Below are 16,598 nucleotides of genomic sequence, written 5' to 3' on the forward strand. Positions count from 1 at the left end.
GTGGGTCAGTTCTACATGATCGCCAACAACCCTGTGGCGCAATCTGAGCAATACCTCCGCAACGCTGGTTCCTCCGACAGGTCCGGTTGAAGGTCCGACGTTCGAATTCGAGATGCCGCTCGTTTCCCGCGGCACCATGCCCGAATTCAAGGCCGCGCACTATACGCCCGAGGAATTCCTGCAGAACAGGAAGGCCGCCTATCTGAATTTCCTGTATTCGATGACGAAGGCGAGTCCGGTCATGGCGGCCATCGTCATGAACTCCGGCGTGATCGCCGAGCCTGACGATGTCTTCCACTCGGCCACGCCCCGCAGTACCGATGATGTACGGCGTGCAGCGGACCACATCACTTCCCTGAAACTGGAGGCAACGCGCCTGTTCAAGGAATGCAGTTTCAAGGTAACGCCTGCGCCGGTGACAGTTCTGTCGGGCGATTCGAATGCAATCTATCAGCGCCTGCTGAACAACGTGAAAGGCGCGACTCAGCCGGTGCTGGCCACCGCCTGACGCCGAATCGGCTCGAAATCGGCTCAAGCAGTGCAAAGGGGTCAAGCGGAAGGCGCCTCGAAGCCGGGAAGCTGAGCCAGCCGTGAGCTGATGAAGTCCATGAACAGCTTCCCCCGCAGCGGAAGATAGCGGCGGGACGGATACAGCAGGAAAAGCTCCTGCGGCGTTGCGGCCCATTTCGGCAGCACGCGCACGAGCTTGCCCGATTCGATCAGGTCGTGCACGAGCCATGCGGGACAGAGGCCGATACCTGATCCCATGGCCAGGCTTTCTCGTATGGCGATCGCATTGTTGACACGGTAGCGGCCGCTTGTCGCCACCGTCACGCTGGCGTTGCCGCCATGCAGTTCGATTGCCTCTCCCGCCGTCGCCCATGCGAAGCGTATGTAATCATGCCGCTCAAGGTCCGCGGGCCGGCGGGGATGCCCGCGGCTTTTCAAGTAATCCGGCGCGGCCACAAGGATGCGGTTCGATGTCGCGATCCTGCGCGCGACGGCTTGCGGAGGCAGCACGCCTCCAAGGCGCAGGGCAATGTCCACGCCCTCCTCCACCAGATCGACGAAGCGGTCGTTGAGAATCAGCTCGATGTCGATGTCCGGATGCAGCGCAAGGAATTCCTGTATCAATCGATTGAGCCGAAACTGGCCGAGCGCGACCGGCGCATTGATGCGCAGCAGGCCGGCCGGTGTTTCCGTCAGTCCGCGCGCTTCGGCCACTGCATTCTCGAATTCCTCCAGCACGATCTTGGCACGCTCGTAGAAGCGCATGCCCTGCTCGGTCGGCGTCAGGCCGCTTGTGCTGCGCTCCAGCAGTCGCACGCCCAGGCTTCTTTCAAGGGCGTCCAGCACCTTGCTCACCGTGGGCTGGGTCGTACCCTGTTCGCGCGCCACCGCCGACAGGCTGCCGCGCTCGATTGCCCGCACCAGGAAATGCATGGAACGCAGTGTGTCCATTGACGTCTCCTATTCCAATCCGGAATGAAGCATAGTCCCGGATGCCATCTTCCGCAAGGATCCGGAATGGCCTAACTTGTGGCCTGTACGGCAAGCATGCCGCAGCAGCGCTGTTCGCCGTCGTGGCGAGCCTGTCAGCAGCAAGGGCTGCGACTGAACATGAAGAGAAATGGGTAACGTCGTGGCACGCGAGTCCGCAGCCGGCATGGCAAAAAGAGTTCGTGCTGCCGACGATGCTGCCGAAGCAACTGGAGCGGCAGACGGTGCGGCAGATTGCCAGAATCAGCGTCGGCGGCCGCCGCATTCGGGTGGCTCTGTCCAACCGCTACGGGAGCATGCCGTTGAATCTCGGCGAAGTTCATGTCGCATTGGCGGGCGACGCTTCTTCGATAGTCGATGGGCCCGGCAGGCAGCTGAGTTTCGGCGGCCGGCACGCCGTCGTCGTGCCGCCGGGTGCCAGCATCCTGAGCGATCCGCTTGATCTTGAAGTGCGGCCGCTGTCGCGCCTGACGGTGTCAGCCTACCTGCCGGCACCGACCGCGCCGGACACGTTCCATTGGGGCGCGCAGCAGACTGCCTATGTGGCAGCAGGCAACGCCGCGGGCGCATCACGCTTCGATATCCAACATCTGCTTACGGGCCGGCTGTTCCTCACCAGCATACTGGTCGAAGCCGCTCCGCAGACCCGCACCGTCGTCGCGCTCGGCGACTCGATTACCGACGGCAACGGATCGACACCGGACCGCGATCGCAGATGGCCGGACTATCTCGCCGAGCGGCTCGCGGCGCATGGCGTTGCAGTAGCCAATGCCGGCATTTCGGGCGCCCGGCTGCTCGGCAATCGCATGGGCGACAACGCACTGGCCCGGTTCGAACACGATGTGCTTGCTCAGCCCGGTGTCGCCACCGTCGTCGTGCTGATCGGCACCAATGACATCGGCTGGCCGGGCGGTCCGTTTGCGCCGCAAGAGCGGCCCATGACTGCCGATGAGATGATTGGCGGCTACCGGCAACTGATCGCCCAGGCGCGCGTGAGACATGTGCGCATCGTCGGCGCCACCCTGCTGCCGTTCGAAGGCGCATTGCGCGGCACTCCGCTCGAAGGCCATTACAGTCCCGACAAGGAAGCGCTGCGCCAAGCCGTCAACCGATGGATACGCGAATCGGGCGAGTTTGATGCAGTTGCGGATTTCGATGCCTTGATGCGCGACCCCGATCATCCTTCACGCCTGCTGCCGGCGTTCGATTCGGGCGATCACCTCCATCCCGGCGACACCGGTTACAAGGCCATGGCCGACATGCTGGACATGGCCACCCTGTTCAGCGAAGGCAGCGTTCCTCGTTCCAGGTAAGCCGATATGCGAGCAGATCAGGTTCAAGACGCTTTGGAGCGCTGCTCACGTTCCCAGGTGCCGAGATGATGCAAAATGTTGTCGTTGTCCGAAGCTTCGAGGTTGATCTCGGCCCGCCCCTGGAACACATAGCCCTGGAGCGTCACCGCGCTGAAGTAGGGCTTCATGTCGCCCGGCCGCAGCGGCGTCGCCACGACGGTCCAGGACGAGTTGAGCGGCCTGTCGTCGACGGTGACGACGGGCGCCTGGTCGATGCGGAAGAACGGCGTATTCTGGACGTGCGTGCCGTTGATCACCTTGGCCTTGTACGCGCCGCCGTGAAAGTCCCTGAGGTCGATCAGTGCACCCGGCACCAGCTTTTCGTTGACCAGTTGGGAGAAATGCTTGCCCAGCGTGGCGAGAGTCGAGGTCTTGCGTTGATTGAGCCGATCCAGTTCCTTGAGCGATGCAAGAACTTCCTCCTGAAAAGAGGCCGCGTTATGTATGTTCGTGATAGCCATGGCTTCTTCGATTCCGATGCGTCAGGGACAGCTTTCCCCTCCCGTTGCGAGGAGATTTCTGCATGCCGATATTTTATCGAAGAGGCCGCGATTTGAATTCCGACCGGAAAGAAATTTACATGGCTTGTCGCGTAATTCACACTTGTCGTTCAGGCAATGCGCTGCATTTCCCGCAGCGGCGCGAATGTGCATAATGGCGCTTCATACACGCCGGCCTTCGAACCGGCGGGAACGCCGCAACCCTACTTCGGAGACCATGAGATGAGCCAATCGGATAGCAAGCAGGATGTCGTCGCGGTGCGTCCCGACCGTGAAATCATGACGCGCCAGCGCCTACCCTACTTCATCGGCATTTCGGGCGAGACCGTCGGCGCGCGCGGACTCTCCATGCACATGGTGGTGATCCCTCCCGGCGCACGCGCCGAGCCGCATTCGCATGAAGGATATGAAACCGGAATCTACGTGCTGGAAGGACGCGTGGAAACCCGCTATGGAAATTCGCTCGAACATTCCGTTATCAGCGAAGCAGGCGACTTCCTGTTCGTTCCGCCATCGGTGCCGCATGAAGCCATCAACCTCAGCGCGACCGAACCTGCGCGCGCGATCGTCGCACGCAACGATCCTGCCGAGCAGGATCGCGTGATTCCTTATCGCATCTCGCCGGCGTGACGTACGCCGCGACACCATGCCCAGGGAGAAAACCCATTATGTTGAGCCAATGACATACCGATTTCGCAAATTGTGAAATACTGAGGGGGAGCATAACCGTCACCTATCTTTTCCCGCATGCAATCCCAGCCTTCTCCTGATCCATCCTCCGAACAACCCTTGCCGCCGAGTGCGGCGACCGATTCGCTGTCACCCTTCCTTCCGCTGAAACGTCCGGTATTCCGCATGCTCTGGAGCGTTTGGCTTACCGCCAACATCTGCATGTGGATGAACGATGTCGCCTCCGCATGGATGATGACCTCCCTGACCGCTTCGCCCATCTGGGTGGCCCTGGTGCAGACGGCCTCGACTCTTCCGGTGTTCCTGCTCGGCCTGCCGAGCGGCGCATTCGCCGACATTCTCGACCGACGGCGCTATTTCATCCTGACCCAGTTCTGGGTCGCCGTAGTCGCCGTCATCCTTTCGGCTGCGATCCTGATGGGGGTGATGACGCCCTGGCTGCTGCTGCTGCTGACCTTCGCCAACGGCATCGGCCTTGCGATGCGCTGGCCAGTGTTCGCCGCCATCGTTCCCGACCTGGTGCCGCGCAGCGAATTGCCGCTCGCCCTCGCGCTCAACGGCGTGGCGATGAACGCATCGCGCATCGTCGGCCCGCTGATCGCCGGCGCCCTGATCGCCAGCGCCGGCAGCGCCTACGTGTTCGTGCTCAATGCCGGCCTGTCGCTGGCATGCGGCTTCGTCATCATGCGCTGGCGCTATGTACGCCCGCCAAACCCGCTGGGCCGCGAGCGCCTGCTCAGCGCCATGCGCGTGGGGGTGCAGTTCGTGCGGCAATCCGCGCGCCTGAAGGCGGTGCTGCTGCGCATTTCGCTGTTCTTCTTTCATTCCACCGCGCTGCTGGCCCTGCTGCCTCTGGTTGCGCGCGGACTGGAAGGCGGCGACGCCGGCACCTTCACCCTGCTGCTGGCTTCGATGGGCTCGGGGGCCATTGTCGCGGCGATGTTCCTGCCCCGTCTGCGCAGGCGCATGACGCGTGACGTGCTGGTGGTGCGCGGCACCATGCTGCAGTCGGCGGCAACGCTCGCAGTGGCGTTCGCGCCCAACGTCTATGTGGCGGTGATCGCGATGTTCTTCGCCGGCACCGCGTGGATCACGACGGCGAACTCCCTGAGCGTGTCGGCCCAGCTGGGATTGCCGGACTGGGTACGGGCGCGCGGCATGTCGATGTACCAGATGTCCATCATGGGCGCGAGCGCCGCCGGCGCGGCGGTATGGGGACAGGTGGCAACGCTGCAGACCGTCCAGATCAGCCTGGCGCTGGCCGCAATTACAGGAACGCTGGCGATGCTGACGGCGGAGCGGCTGGTAGTGGACCGCGACATGGAAGAAGACCTGACCCCGTCGCGGGCATTGAAGGCGCCCGTCTTCGATCTGCCGCCGCAGCGCAACCATGTCGTCGTGACGATCGAATACCACATCGATCCGCGGCATGAACAGGAATTCCGCGCGCTCATGCTGGAAAGCCGGCGCAGCCGTCTGCGCCAGGGTGCGTTGAAATGGGACCTGCTGCACGATATTTCCGATCCTGGCCGCTACGTCGAGCAGATCGTCGACGAATCGTGGACCGAACATCTGCGCCGCTTCGACCGCGTGACTGCATCGGATGTGGCCCTGCGCGAACGCAAGCTCGCTTTCCATGTCGGCGAAACCGCACCCCAAGTGCGGCGTTATCTTGTCGAAGCCAGCTGAGCCTGCCCAACTTGCAAGGCTGTTGCCATTGACCCATGCCGCGGCAGCCGGCATGGGGTTTTATACCGGTCCCGAGTCATACCATGCGATGGGATCGCGTCTTTTTCCGCCTGCCAGCGTTGCGCTCGTCATCCATCGCCCCGCCATGGACTCCTGAGTTGCAAGCTCGGCCTTGCCGGTCGAAAAATCCGTCAATCCCATTCGGCATGTCATGACTTGGGATTAGTATGAGAGCGCTTTCGGCTTGGCTGTACTGTCGATCCCGGGCGATTGGCAGCGGCACTGCGTTGCGGGGGATGCCGAGTCTTCCTTGCCATGGTCCGGGGGCGCCGAGCCCGCCATGTCGCGTGACCACGCTTCTGCCCACGGACCGGCCTGCAGGACAGTCCGGCTACGGCAGCGCAAGCCGGTGGTTTGCGAAACCTGCCTTCGCCCGCAGACAAATCGCCTCGGCCTCACCGAGCACATTCAAGCCGAAAGCGCTCTACCTGCGGGAATACCTGATTGTGTCCAAGAAAAAACATGTGTTGCGCCGGGCAATCTACCGCTAGCATCTAATTTTCCCATAAGGAAAATTCTGTAAACTCGCCGCACCTCCTCGAAACAGTGCAGCGCGGTTCTCGCTGCACTCTCAAGAATTCAGATGATATCCAGCTTTCGCGTCACCACGCCCGGACTGTTCGCGCTGATCAGGCGTCAGTTCAGGGTCTTCGACCTGCCCCTGACTCTTGCCTTGTGTTTGCTCCTGATATTAAGCACGGTGGCGATGTATTCTGCCGGCATGGGAGCGCCGGGCCGCCTGGAAGGACATCTGCGCAACATGATGATCGCCTTTTCGGTGATCTGGATTACGGCATCGATTCCGCTGCAGGCAATGATGCGCGCCGCCGTCCCGCTCTATGTCGGCGCGATCGGCCTGCTTGTCGCTGTTGCCGCGTTCGGAATTGTGAAGAAGGGATCGCGCAGATGGATCGATGTCGGCATCGTCATCCAGCCTTCCGAGTTATTGAAAATTGCGCTGCCGCTGATGCTGGCATGGTACTTCCACAGGCGCGGCGGAATCATCGGCTGGAAGGAGTTCTGCATTGCCGGCGTCCTGCTCGTCATTCCGTTTCTTCTGATCGCCAAGCAGCCCGACCTGGGTACCGCCATTCTGGTCGGAAGCGCAGGATTCTTCGTCATCTTCTTTGCCGGGCTACCGTGGAAAGCACTGGGCGCCATGCTCGTCGCCGCCTTGGCTTCCCTGCCGGTGGCATGGTCGCTGTTGCACGATTACCAGCGCGACAGGGTCATGATGCTGCTGGATCCCACCGCCGATCCGCTGGGCCGCGGCTATCACATCATTCAGTCGATGACTGCCATCGGATCCGGCGGCATCGATGGAAAAGGCTGGACCAAGGGTACGCAGACGCATCTCGATTTCATTCCCGAACGAACCTCCGATTTCCTCTTCGCCACCTATTCGGAGGAGTTTGGATTCATGGGCAACGCCGTGCTGCTGCTTCTCTACCTGTTCATCATCGGCCGCGGTCTTCTCATCGCGGCCAACGCTCCCACCCTATTTTCACGGCTGCTGGCCGGAGCAATTGCACTCTCCTTCTTTACCTACGCCTTCGTCAACATGGGCATGGTGAGCGGCATGCTGCCGGTCGTCGGCGTGCCGCTTCCCTTCATGAGCTACGGCGGAACCGCCTTTGTCACGCTGGGCGTCAGCATCGGCATCCTCATGGGCATCCAACGCCAGCGGGCGAATCGCTGAACCTTTGTGCTGCCGGCAGTCCGGCCCTGTTGATTGGATGTCAACGTCGGAAAGACATTTCCTCACTCCTTGGTTTCGGAACGATAGACGCCGCCGGAAGACACGCCGGTATCCTGTTTCCCGGCACGCAGGTCGCGATAGACCGCGGCGCGCATGACCATCATTGATACCACCGGCGCCGTCATGAACACGAAGGCGGTAATGATCAGTTCATGAATGACGATGCGCGACTGCAGCACGGAGAAATACAGTATGGAAGCCAGCAGTATGCAGCCCGCGCCGAGCGTGACCGTAATGGCCGGGCCGTGTATCCGCTGGTAGAAGGACGGAAGGCGCATCAAACCAAGCGCGCCGATCAGGATGATGCTGCCTCCGAGAATGACCAGCATGGCGACGGGTATGGTTGCCCACACGGGAATGTTTTCGGCCATGTTCACTCGATGACCTCCCCTCTCATCAGAAACTTGGCGATCGCGATCGTTGATACGAATCCCAGCAGCGCGACCAGCATCGCCACTTCGAAATAGACTTCGCTTCGGAATCGGATGCCCAGGACCAGGGCAAGCAGCATCGCGCACATCCACAAGGTATCAAGCGCCAGCGCCCTGTCATGCGCAGACGGTCCTATGACGAGGCGAACCGTGCAAAAGAGCATGGCAAGCAGCACGCAGACAAAGGCATAGATAATTGACAGTTCAAGGATTGCGATCATTTCGTACATTCCTATTCAAAGATTTCGATCAGCGGTTTTTCATAGCGCTCCTTGATCGTATCGATCCACCACTGCGCATCGTGCAGGTCGAACACATGCAGCACCAGCTCATGCTTCTCCTCAAGTATCTCGACCCATACGGTCCCCGGCGTTGTGTTGATCAGGCAGGAAAGCATGGCCAGTCCGTACGGGTCGCGCATGTCCAGCGGAATTTTGATGAACTGCGAATTCACCTTGTCCGCCTTTGCAAACAGGATGATGCGGCTTACGTTGAAGCAGGACCGCACGATCTCGACCAGCGCCATGCCCATCAGCCGGGCAAAGGCCACCGGCTTCGTCAGCCGCGGGTAGCCGAGCGGCTGCAGGTTTCTCGTCAGGATCGGCACGGCGATGCCAAGGCAAGCGCCCAGCAGCAGGTGTGCCGGCTCGAGGCTCTGGTTGAGCAGCAGCCACAGTACAAGCAGGGCCGCGGACATCCAGGGATAAGGAATCAGCCGCCTCATTTGGCATTCTCCTTGGATGGGTTGGGAACGGCTGGTTCACCCAGCACCCGCTGCATGTAATGTGCCGGCTGATGAATTCCATCCGAGGTGCGCCGGAGATAGTCGAATATCGGCCCGGCTTGTAGCGTCATGACGACACATGCCAGTATCAGCATGCAGATCGGCACCACTTCCGCCGCCTGCAGCCGCGGCGGCGCGATATCGCCCGAAGCCCAGAAGGTGCGAACCCCGAAGCGCAGCATCGAGATGATGGCCGCAAGCCCGGAGACGACGATCAGCGCCATCAGTATCCATTTGAGGGAACCGCTGCCGTGCGCCGCCGGCTCCGGCATGAGCAAGGCATGGAACATGCTGAACTTGGCCACGAAGCCGGACAGGGGCGGCAAGCCGGCAATGATCAATGCACAGGCGGCGAACGACAGGCCGAGAAATGCAAGCGCCGCTGGTATGCCCACGCCGACGGGCGGTTCGGGCGCGTCCTCGATGGCAAAGGCTTCCATCGTTACCGCCAGCACTCCGGCTCCCGGCGAGCGGATACGGTCTATCAGCTCGATCAGCAGGATGAACGCCGCTACCGCCAGCGTGGAACCCACCATGTAGTAGAGGCCGGCCGTGACCAGTGACGGCTGGCCGTAGCCGATCACGGCAAGCAGGGTGCCGGAAGATACGATGGCGCCGTGCCCGGCCATCCTGCCGGGGCTTTCGCTGGCCAGCATGCCGGCGGCGCCGTAGACGATGGTCGCCATGCCGCCCCACAGGAGGGCGTCGAAGCCGAATCCGGCAGCCTGACCGGCGCCGTCGGAGAAGACCAGCAGCCAAACCCGTAGAATCGCATACGCACCGACCTTGGTCATCAGCACCAGCATCGCCCCGACCGGCGGCGATGCCGTGGCATAGGCTGCGGGAAGCCAGAAACCCAGCGGCCACATCGCGCTTTTCACGAGGAAGGCCACGGCAAGCACCGTCACGGCCAGTTTCAGCAGGGCGAGATCCGTGTCGCTCATTCCTGCAATGCGCGATGCAAGATCCGCCATGTTCAGCGTCCCGCTGCTCGCATAGATGAGCGCGACGCCGATCAGGAACAGCAAGGATGCCACCAGGTTGATGGCGATGTAATGCATTCCGCTCCGCAGCCGGCTCGCATTGTAGCCATGCAGGAGCAGGCCGTAGGAAGCCGCCAGCATGACCTCGAAAAACACGAACAGGTTGAACAGGTCATGAGTGAGGAATACGCCGTTCAGGCCCATGATCAGGAACTGGAAGAGCGACTGGAAATGCACGCCGACCCGGCTCCACCGCAGCATCGAATACAGTAGTGCCGCGGTCGACAGCAGTGCGGTCACCAGCAACATCATTGCCGAGAGCCGGTCGGCCAACAGGGCGATGCCGAACGGCGCCATCCAGTTCGCGGCCAGATATACCCCGATTCCATGCTCCCAATGCTCGCCGTCTGTCAGCATCACGAGCGTGACCGCCACTGCGGTCAGGCTCAGGACGGACACCAGGCTGAGCAGGAACTTGAACCAGTGGCGGGTATGCTTGATCGGTACCTGCAGAGCCCCGCATATGAGGGGAATGAGGACAGGCGCGATGATCAGATGTTGGGTCCATCCCATACTCATAGATCCGGCTCCTCGCCGTCGACATGATCGGTGCCGGTGAGGCCGCGGGTGCCGATCATGATCACCAGATAAAGCGCCGTGGTGGCGAAGCCGATGACGATGGCCGTCAGCACCAGCGCCTGGGGCAGCGGGTCGCTGATCAGGGAAGGATCGGGACTTCCCTCCCCCAGTATCAGCGGCGGACGGTTGACCCACAGGCGTCCCATGATGAAGATGAACAGGTTGACCGCGTAGGACATCAGCATCAATCCGGTCAGCACCTGGAAACTTCTCGGACGCAGGATCAGCCAGATCCCTGATCCGAACAGCACGCCGATGGCGATCGAGATAACGGCTTCCATCAAGAAATCTCCTGTGTTGGTATCGCGGCGGGAATGGGAAGCCCGCCGCCCGGCACGCGATGGCTGCGCACGGACTGGTGAGCGAGCGCGACCAGGATCAGCATGGTCGATCCGACCACTGCGGCGAAGACGCCGAGATCGAAGAAGAACGCGCTCGGCACGTGAATTTCGGCCAGCACCGGCAGATGCAGGTGGGCGGTATGGCTGGTCAGGAAAGGATAGCCGACCATCCATGCGCCCAGCCCGGTGAATATGGCCAGCAGCAGGCCGTAGGCGATCCATCGGTGCGGCCGCAGGCGGATATGCGCTTCCAGCCATGCAGTACCGGCAACCATGTACTGCACGATGATGGCGGTTGCAAAGATCAGCCCGGCGACAAAGCCGCCGCCCGGCAGGTTGTGGCCGCGCATGAAGAAATACACCGCGATGACACCCATGAAAGGCAGCAGGAAGCGCAGGTAGACGGCAGGAATCATCAGGTAGCCGGTGATGGCATGCTGCGAAGGCGTCTGGCGAACCGCCGGGTCAAGATCGCTCACCTGCTGCGCGGGAATCGCGACGCTCTCCGGCGCGGGACGGAATCGGCGCAGCAGCGCGTAGACCGTCAGCGCGACAATGGACAGCACGGTGATCTCGCCCATGGTGTCGAATCCGCGGAAGTCGACCAGCAGCACGTTGACCACATTCGTTCCCCCGCCCTCGGGAAGCGCGCGCAGGATGAAGAAGTCGCCGATGCTCTTCGGCGCCGGATGCACCAGGACGATGTAGCTGAGCGCCGCCAGTCCCGCTCCGCCGGCGACGGCAATGATCAGGTCGCGCAGACGGCGTACCAGGACCGGGCGCGGAATGCGCTCGCTGAACCCTAGCGGCCGGGGGCGCGGCGGCAGCCAGCGCAGGCCGAGCAGGATCAGCACCGTGGTCACGGTCTCCACCATTATCTGGGTCAGTGCCAGGTCAGGCGCGGACAGCCAGAGAAAAGTCATGCTGGTCACGACGCCCGTTCCGCCGACCAGCAGGAGCGCCGCCAGGCGATGGTATTTGGCCTTCCAGGCCGCCGCCAGCGCGCAGCCGCAGCCGACTGCCCACATGAGCGCGAACAGCGGATCCATGCCCGCAAGCTGCACACCCAGCCACTCTGGAAGCGGCCGCACCACCAGCAAGGGCGCGGCGATGGCCACCACCATCACCATCATCAGCTGGGTCTGCAGGCGCCTTGCACCGAAGCGGTCCACCAGCCATGCCGCCGACACCGACAGCATCAGCATGGTGGTTTCATAAGCCTGCGCGCCTTTCAAACGGTGCAGCACCGGCGGCTTGTCGCGCGTAGCCAGCGTGTAATAGCGGCGCAGCACGATATAGAACAGCACGCCGCCGGCCAATGCGGCAACGCTCATCAGCAGCGGCAGATTGAATCCGTGCCAGATTGCCAGATCGTACTGCGGTATCTCCTTGCCGAGAACCGACGCCGCCGCCAGCGCCAGGAAGGGACCGACCGTCATGTCCGGCAGCATCCCGACGACCACGCACAGCAGCGCCAGCAGTTCGACCGGAAAGCGCATCCAGCGCGGCGGCTCATGCGGCGCCTTGGGCAGGTTCTGCGGAATCCTTCCGAAGAAAACGCTGATGAAGCGCAGCGAATAGGCAACGCTGAATATGCCCATCGCCACTGCGGCGTACGACATCCACCAGTGTTCGGTGCCGCCCACGTGCACCGTCTCGGCAAAGAACATTTCCTTGGACAGGAAGCCGTTGAGCAGCGGCACGCCTGCCATCGATGCGCTGGCGACGATGGCCAGCGCGGAGGTAAACGGTGCGGCCTTGAACAGGCCCCGCAGTACCCGCATGTCGCGCGTGCCGGTCTCGTGGTCGATGATGCCTGCTGCCATGAACAGCGAGGCCTTGAATATGGCATGGTTCAGCGTATGAAAGATCGCGGCCACCACCGAGAGCGGCGTGTCGATGCCCAGAAGTACCGTGATCAGGCCGAGGTGGCTGATGGTGGAATAGGCCAGCAGACCCTTCAGATCATGCTGGAAAATGGCGACGAAGGATCCGAGCAGCATCGTGCATACGCCCGCCCCGCCAATGACCCAGGACCATGCCTCGGTACCGGACAATACCGGGTACAGCCGGATGAGAAGGAAGACGCCGGCCTTGACCATGGTCGCGGAATGCAGATAGGCGGACACCGGCGTGGGCGCGGCCATTGCATGCGGCAGCCAGAAATGGAAGGGAAACTGCGCGCTTTTCGTCAGGGCGCCGAGTGCGATCAGGATCATCGCAGCGAGATACCAGTCATGACTGCGGACAGTATCACCTGCTGCCAGCACGGCATCCAGGTCATAACTGCCGACGATGCGGCCAAGAATCAGCACGCCGCACAGAAGGCACAGGCCGCCGATGGTGGTGACGGTGAATGCCATGCGGGCGCCGCGCCGCACGTCGATGCGGTGGTGCCAGTATCCGATCAGAAGAAAGGATGTGAGGCTGGTCAGCTCCCAGAAGACGACCAGCTGGATCAGATTTCCCGACAGCACGACCCCCAGCATCGAACCCATGAAGGCCAGGATGAAGGAGAAGAAGCGGGGGACCGGATCGTCGGACGACATGTAATAGCGGGCATACAGGGAAATCAATGCTCCGATGCCCAGGACAAGCATGACGAACAGCCAGGCCAGTCCGTCCATGCGCAGTGTGAAGTTCAATCCATACGCGGGAAGCCATTCCAGCTGGTAGCGCACGACCTCGCCTTGCGATATCCGGCCATACAGGTACACGGTCGTCAAAAGCCCGGCGATCGCCACGCCGCCTGCTATTCCGGCGGCCCGCTTGCGGACGAGCGACGGTATGCAGACGATGATCGCGCTGAAAACAAAGGGCAGGAGAACGAGGAGCAGTAGTGGCATCGAGGCTTGACGGTTAGTGAGAAGCGTTGGACTGATAGTCACCCTGGACTACAAAAATTGTATGGCACACCTGGTAAAGCCGGTATGCGGAATATTGAATCGCGGACCATTGGGCGCAAATCGGTGTCGATGCAGCGCCATTATTCCCGGGCGGAACATCCGGCTTGTCGGCGCTTTCATCATGACCCATACCTTCTGTCGCATGGACGGCCATGAAGTTGCACATCCGGGCGATCATTCGCGATGCCGGCAACGCACGATTACTGCGAACCTGCACGTCGATGGCAGGCAGCCGTCGTTGCGCTCGTCATCAATGGAACACGGTCCAGCCCGGAAGTACCGGACAGACCCGTCCAACGGCAGCGAGACCGCAAATGAATCCTTCTAGTGCATGCCGCAGGAACGGCCTTGAGGTATGCGCCGAAATGGCCCGTCGCTGCCGACGGATGTTACGAACGCGGAGGAGGATTGATGCGAGGCAGATCTATGGACGTAAACATCGGATCGAGCGCCGCTGCGGGACGCGCGCACAGCCTGACGTCGTCGCGGACCATGCCGACCGTGACATAGTCCGACATTTCTTCGATGGCACAGCGCGCTTGCGTCTCATCCAGATCACAGCTGAAAATGACGCATGCGGATGTTTTTTCCGGGCGGAAATCGACTTCCGAACTCCATTGTCCCGATGGAGGAACGTCGCTGCGGCTAGCGTATGTGCCGGCAACGGCGGTTGCAGTCATGATTTGAGCAGAAACTAAAATTGTCAGCAGCCAAATAATGACTTTCTTCATGGGATAAAACAGTGAATGGGTTAGATGTCCTGTCTGACTGAACGCCTTGTTAAAAGATCCAGTCAAGCGGATGGTAGCACATATGCCTGTGCCTGTTCCCGTTAGAAATACCTGTCATATCCTGCAGAAAAATGGTTCAAGGCGCAATCAACCGCCGCTCAGGATCGCCGGTGACAGACCGGCCCGGACTGCGTGGCTACCCCCGGTAACGCGACTCCAGCAGGTCGACCTCCCTCACCAGCCTGCGTGCGGTTTCGTCCGAGATTCGTCCTTCGCGCGCAAGATTGAAGATGGCCTTGCGCTCCGCCTGCAAGCCGGCCATGCGAAATGCGCGCTCCACCTCATCGGCCTTGCGCACCTGGGCGGCCGCGCTGCCTTCCGCCATGCCGTCGCCGGTCAGGCGGCGCCGGTACAAGGACGATACCCGAGTGGCCGCATGCGTGTAGACATCGATGTCCTCGGCCTTGTTGAGAAATTTCTTCTGTGTCCGTTCGATCGCGGTCAAGGCAGCACGCGTCGCCTCCAGCCGCGCCAGGTCCTCTTCCTGCTGCTCGGCCGGCTCTTCGGGAAAGTTCACGCCGCGCAGAAGACGCGGCAAGGCGATGCTTGCAATGATCAGCGACAGCAGGATGACGGAGGTCGCGAGAAATATTGCAAGGTCGCGCGCTGGAAAGGCAGAACCGTCAGGCATCAGCAGCGGCAAGGTCAGCACGCCGGCCAGCGTAATCGCGCCGCGCACCCCGGCGACCGACATTGCGAGAATCAGGCGCCGAGGCGGCTTGGCGAACGATTCACCAAGCCACGCCGCCTTGTAGAGCGTTAGCTTGAGGGAAGCCCATACCCAGATCAGGCGCAAGACGACCAGGCCGGACGTCAGGGCCAGCGCATATACCGCGAGCCACCAGGGATTTGCATGGCCGCTCTGCTCCACCGACTCGGCTGCGCCGCGCAGAATGCTCGGCAACTGTTCGCCCAGCAGCACGAACATGATGCCGTTCAGCGCGAATTGCGCGGTGTCCCATACCGCGGTGCGGTGCAGCCGCGTCAATGCCAGCGCACGGCCGCTCAACTCGACGTAGCTCATCGTGATTCCCGCCGCGACTGCTGCCAGGATGCCCGATGCATGGATGTGTTCCGCAAGCAGATAGGCTCCAAAGGGCGTGAGCAGACTGATCAGGATCGGTGAGCCGGTCTCCTCGCCGAGATGGCGCGACAGCCAGCGCTGCGTGAAGCTGATTGCCAGGGTTACGGCGACCCCCATTCCCAGCCCCGCGAGTGCCAGCCAAAGGAAAGTCATGGAAGCGGACGCCAGGGAAAAGCTGCCAGTCAGCGTCGCTGCCACGGCGAAGCGAAAACAGACGAGACCTGTCGCATCGTTGAGCAGGGATTCGCCTTCAAGAATGTGCATCATCCGTTTGGGGATGGGCACGCGCGACGTGATGGAGGAGACAGCCACAGGATCGGTCGGCGAGATGATTGCCGCCAGGGCGAACGCCACAGGCAGCGGCATGGCGGGAATCAGCCAGTGCGTAATCAGTCCCACGCCTACGACCGTAAAGACGACCAGTCCCAGGGCCAGTTCGAGGATCGTGGTCCTGTCGCGAAACAGGCCATCCTTGGGAATGCGCCATCCGTCCAGGAAAAGCAGCGGCGGGAGGAACAGCAGGAAGAAGATTTCCGGGTCAAGCACCACACCATGGCTCGACACCGCCGCGATGAGCGCACCCAGTCCGATCTGAACAAGCGGAAGCGGCACGGAAAACGGCAATGCACGGACCACATATCCGCTGGCGACCACGGCCAGCAGCATCGACAGAACAACCCCTATGAACCCCACTTGTTTTCCTTGTTGCCGCGGTGATGGCCGAGAAATGCAAACTGTCATTTTCTCATGGCGAACGGCCATGGTCTTTGAGGCAGCAGACAGGCAGCATCCGCCTGGGTCAGATTGCAAACCGCATCCCGCCTCGATTATTCCCGTTTTCGCAATAACGCATTGCTGCCGAGGCTGTTTTTCTCCTTTCGCGCAACACCTACAATGTGCTTCATCGATGAGCACACAAGACAACGCGTGATTGCAAACCGCATCCCGCCTCGATTATTCCCGTTTTCGCAATAACGCATTGCTGCCGAGGCTGTTTTTCTCCTTTCGCGCAACACCTACAATGTGCTTCATCGATGAGCACACAAGACAACGCGTGCGACTCACCGAGGCAGGCTGCGAGGGCAAACG

The 16,598-nt window shown here is 61.5% G+C and carries 15 protein-coding genes; 5 read left to right on the plus strand and 10 right to left on the minus strand.

Annotated elements, in window-relative coordinates:
• Positions 1-112 precede the first annotated feature (112 nt).
• Positions 113-508 (plus strand): hypothetical protein, encoded by a 396-nt coding sequence (locus IGW03_RS34565; RefSeq protein WP_194726940.1) that lies wholly within the window; start codon positions 113-115, stop codon positions 506-508.
• Between the two features lie 41 nt (positions 509-549).
• Here the strand turns inward: IGW03_RS34565 and IGW03_RS34570 are convergent, their stop codons facing one another.
• A complete protein-coding gene (locus tag IGW03_RS34570; RefSeq protein ID WP_194726941.1) occupies positions 550-1,461 on the minus strand; it encodes a LysR family transcriptional regulator in 912 nt (303 codons plus the stop codon).
• A 41-nt stretch (positions 1,462-1,502) separates the two neighbouring features.
• Here IGW03_RS34570 and IGW03_RS34575 point away from each other — a divergent pair, with 41 nt between their 5' ends.
• Positions 1,503-2,813, plus strand: a complete 1,311-nt coding sequence (locus IGW03_RS34575; protein ID WP_194726942.1) for an SGNH/GDSL hydrolase family protein — start codon at positions 1,503-1,505, stop codon at positions 2,811-2,813.
• 23 nt (positions 2,814-2,836) lie between these two features.
• On the opposite strand, the gene IGW03_RS34580 is transcribed toward IGW03_RS34575, so the two are convergent.
• A complete protein-coding gene (locus IGW03_RS34580) occupies positions 2,837-3,313 on the minus strand; it encodes a hypothetical protein (RefSeq protein ID WP_194726943.1) in 477 nt (158 codons plus the stop codon).
• 261 nt (positions 3,314-3,574) lie between these two features.
• On the opposite strand from IGW03_RS34580, the gene IGW03_RS34585 reads away from it, so the two are divergent.
• The 3 genes from IGW03_RS34585 to rodA all read left to right on the plus strand — a co-directional run bounded on the left by IGW03_RS34585 (position 3,575) and on the right by rodA (position 7,490).
• Complete coding sequence (locus IGW03_RS34585; RefSeq protein ID WP_194726944.1) at positions 3,575-3,982, plus strand: cupin domain-containing protein; 408 nt, start codon at positions 3,575-3,577, stop codon at positions 3,980-3,982.
• A 117-nt stretch (positions 3,983-4,099) separates the two neighbouring features.
• Positions 4,100-5,731 carry an MFS transporter gene (locus tag IGW03_RS34590; protein WP_194726945.1) on the plus strand — a complete coding sequence of 544 codons (1,632 nt, stop codon included), beginning with the start codon at positions 4,100-4,102 and terminating at the stop codon, positions 5,729-5,731.
• A 643-nt stretch (positions 5,732-6,374) separates the two neighbouring features.
• On the plus strand, positions 6,375-7,490 hold the full coding sequence (gene rodA / locus IGW03_RS34595) for a rod shape-determining protein RodA (protein WP_194726946.1): 1,116 nt from the start codon (positions 6,375-6,377) through the stop codon (positions 7,488-7,490).
• Positions 7,491-7,552: 62 nt separating this feature from the next.
• Here rodA and mnhG read toward each other — a convergent pair whose 3' ends face one another.
• From mnhG to IGW03_RS34635, 8 genes are all read right to left on the minus strand, one after another.
• Entirely contained in the window at positions 7,553-7,921 is a 369-nt protein-coding gene (mnhG, locus tag IGW03_RS34600) for a monovalent cation/H(+) antiporter subunit G (RefSeq protein ID WP_228536278.1), read from the minus strand.
• Positions 7,922-7,923: 2 nt separating this feature from the next.
• Positions 7,924-8,202 (minus strand): K+/H+ antiporter subunit F, encoded by a 279-nt coding sequence (locus tag IGW03_RS34605; RefSeq protein WP_194726948.1) that lies wholly within the window; start codon positions 8,200-8,202, stop codon positions 7,924-7,926.
• A gap of 11 nt (positions 8,203-8,213) precedes the next feature.
• A complete protein-coding gene (locus tag IGW03_RS34610) occupies positions 8,214-8,705 on the minus strand; it encodes a Na+/H+ antiporter subunit E (protein ID WP_194726949.1) in 492 nt (163 codons plus the stop codon).
• Positions 8,702-10,321 (minus strand): monovalent cation/H+ antiporter subunit D, encoded by a 1,620-nt coding sequence (locus IGW03_RS34615; RefSeq protein ID WP_323745063.1) that lies wholly within the window; start codon positions 10,319-10,321, stop codon positions 8,702-8,704. Before IGW03_RS34615 ends, IGW03_RS34610 begins: the two co-directional genes overlap by 4 nt.
• A gap of 2 nt (positions 10,322-10,323) precedes the next feature.
• Positions 10,324-10,668: a Na+/H+ antiporter subunit C gene (locus IGW03_RS34620; RefSeq protein WP_194726951.1), complete on the minus strand. Its 345-nt coding sequence runs from the start codon at positions 10,666-10,668 to the stop codon at positions 10,324-10,326.
• Positions 10,668-13,574, minus strand: a complete 2,907-nt coding sequence (locus IGW03_RS34625; RefSeq protein ID WP_194726952.1) for a monovalent cation/H+ antiporter subunit A — start codon at positions 13,572-13,574, stop codon at positions 10,668-10,670. The genes IGW03_RS34620 and IGW03_RS34625 overlap by 1 nt, the downstream gene beginning before the upstream one ends.
• 449 nt (positions 13,575-14,023) lie before the next feature.
• The gene (locus tag IGW03_RS34630) at positions 14,024-14,365 is read right to left on the minus strand and encodes a hypothetical protein (protein WP_194726953.1); all 342 of its coding nucleotides are present in this window, start codon (positions 14,363-14,365) and stop codon (positions 14,024-14,026) included.
• Positions 14,366-14,561: 196 nt separating this feature from the next.
• Positions 14,562-16,202, minus strand: coding sequence for a Na+/H+ antiporter (locus IGW03_RS34635; protein WP_194726954.1), 1,641 nt, complete (start codon positions 16,200-16,202; stop codon positions 14,562-14,564).
• Between the last annotated feature and the right edge of the window lie 396 nt (positions 16,203-16,598).

Origin of the sequence: Noviherbaspirillum malthae, assembly GCF_015352985.1 — a bacterium.
Taxonomy (GTDB): Bacteria; Pseudomonadota; Gammaproteobacteria; order Burkholderiales; family Burkholderiaceae_D; genus Noviherbaspirillum; species Noviherbaspirillum malthae.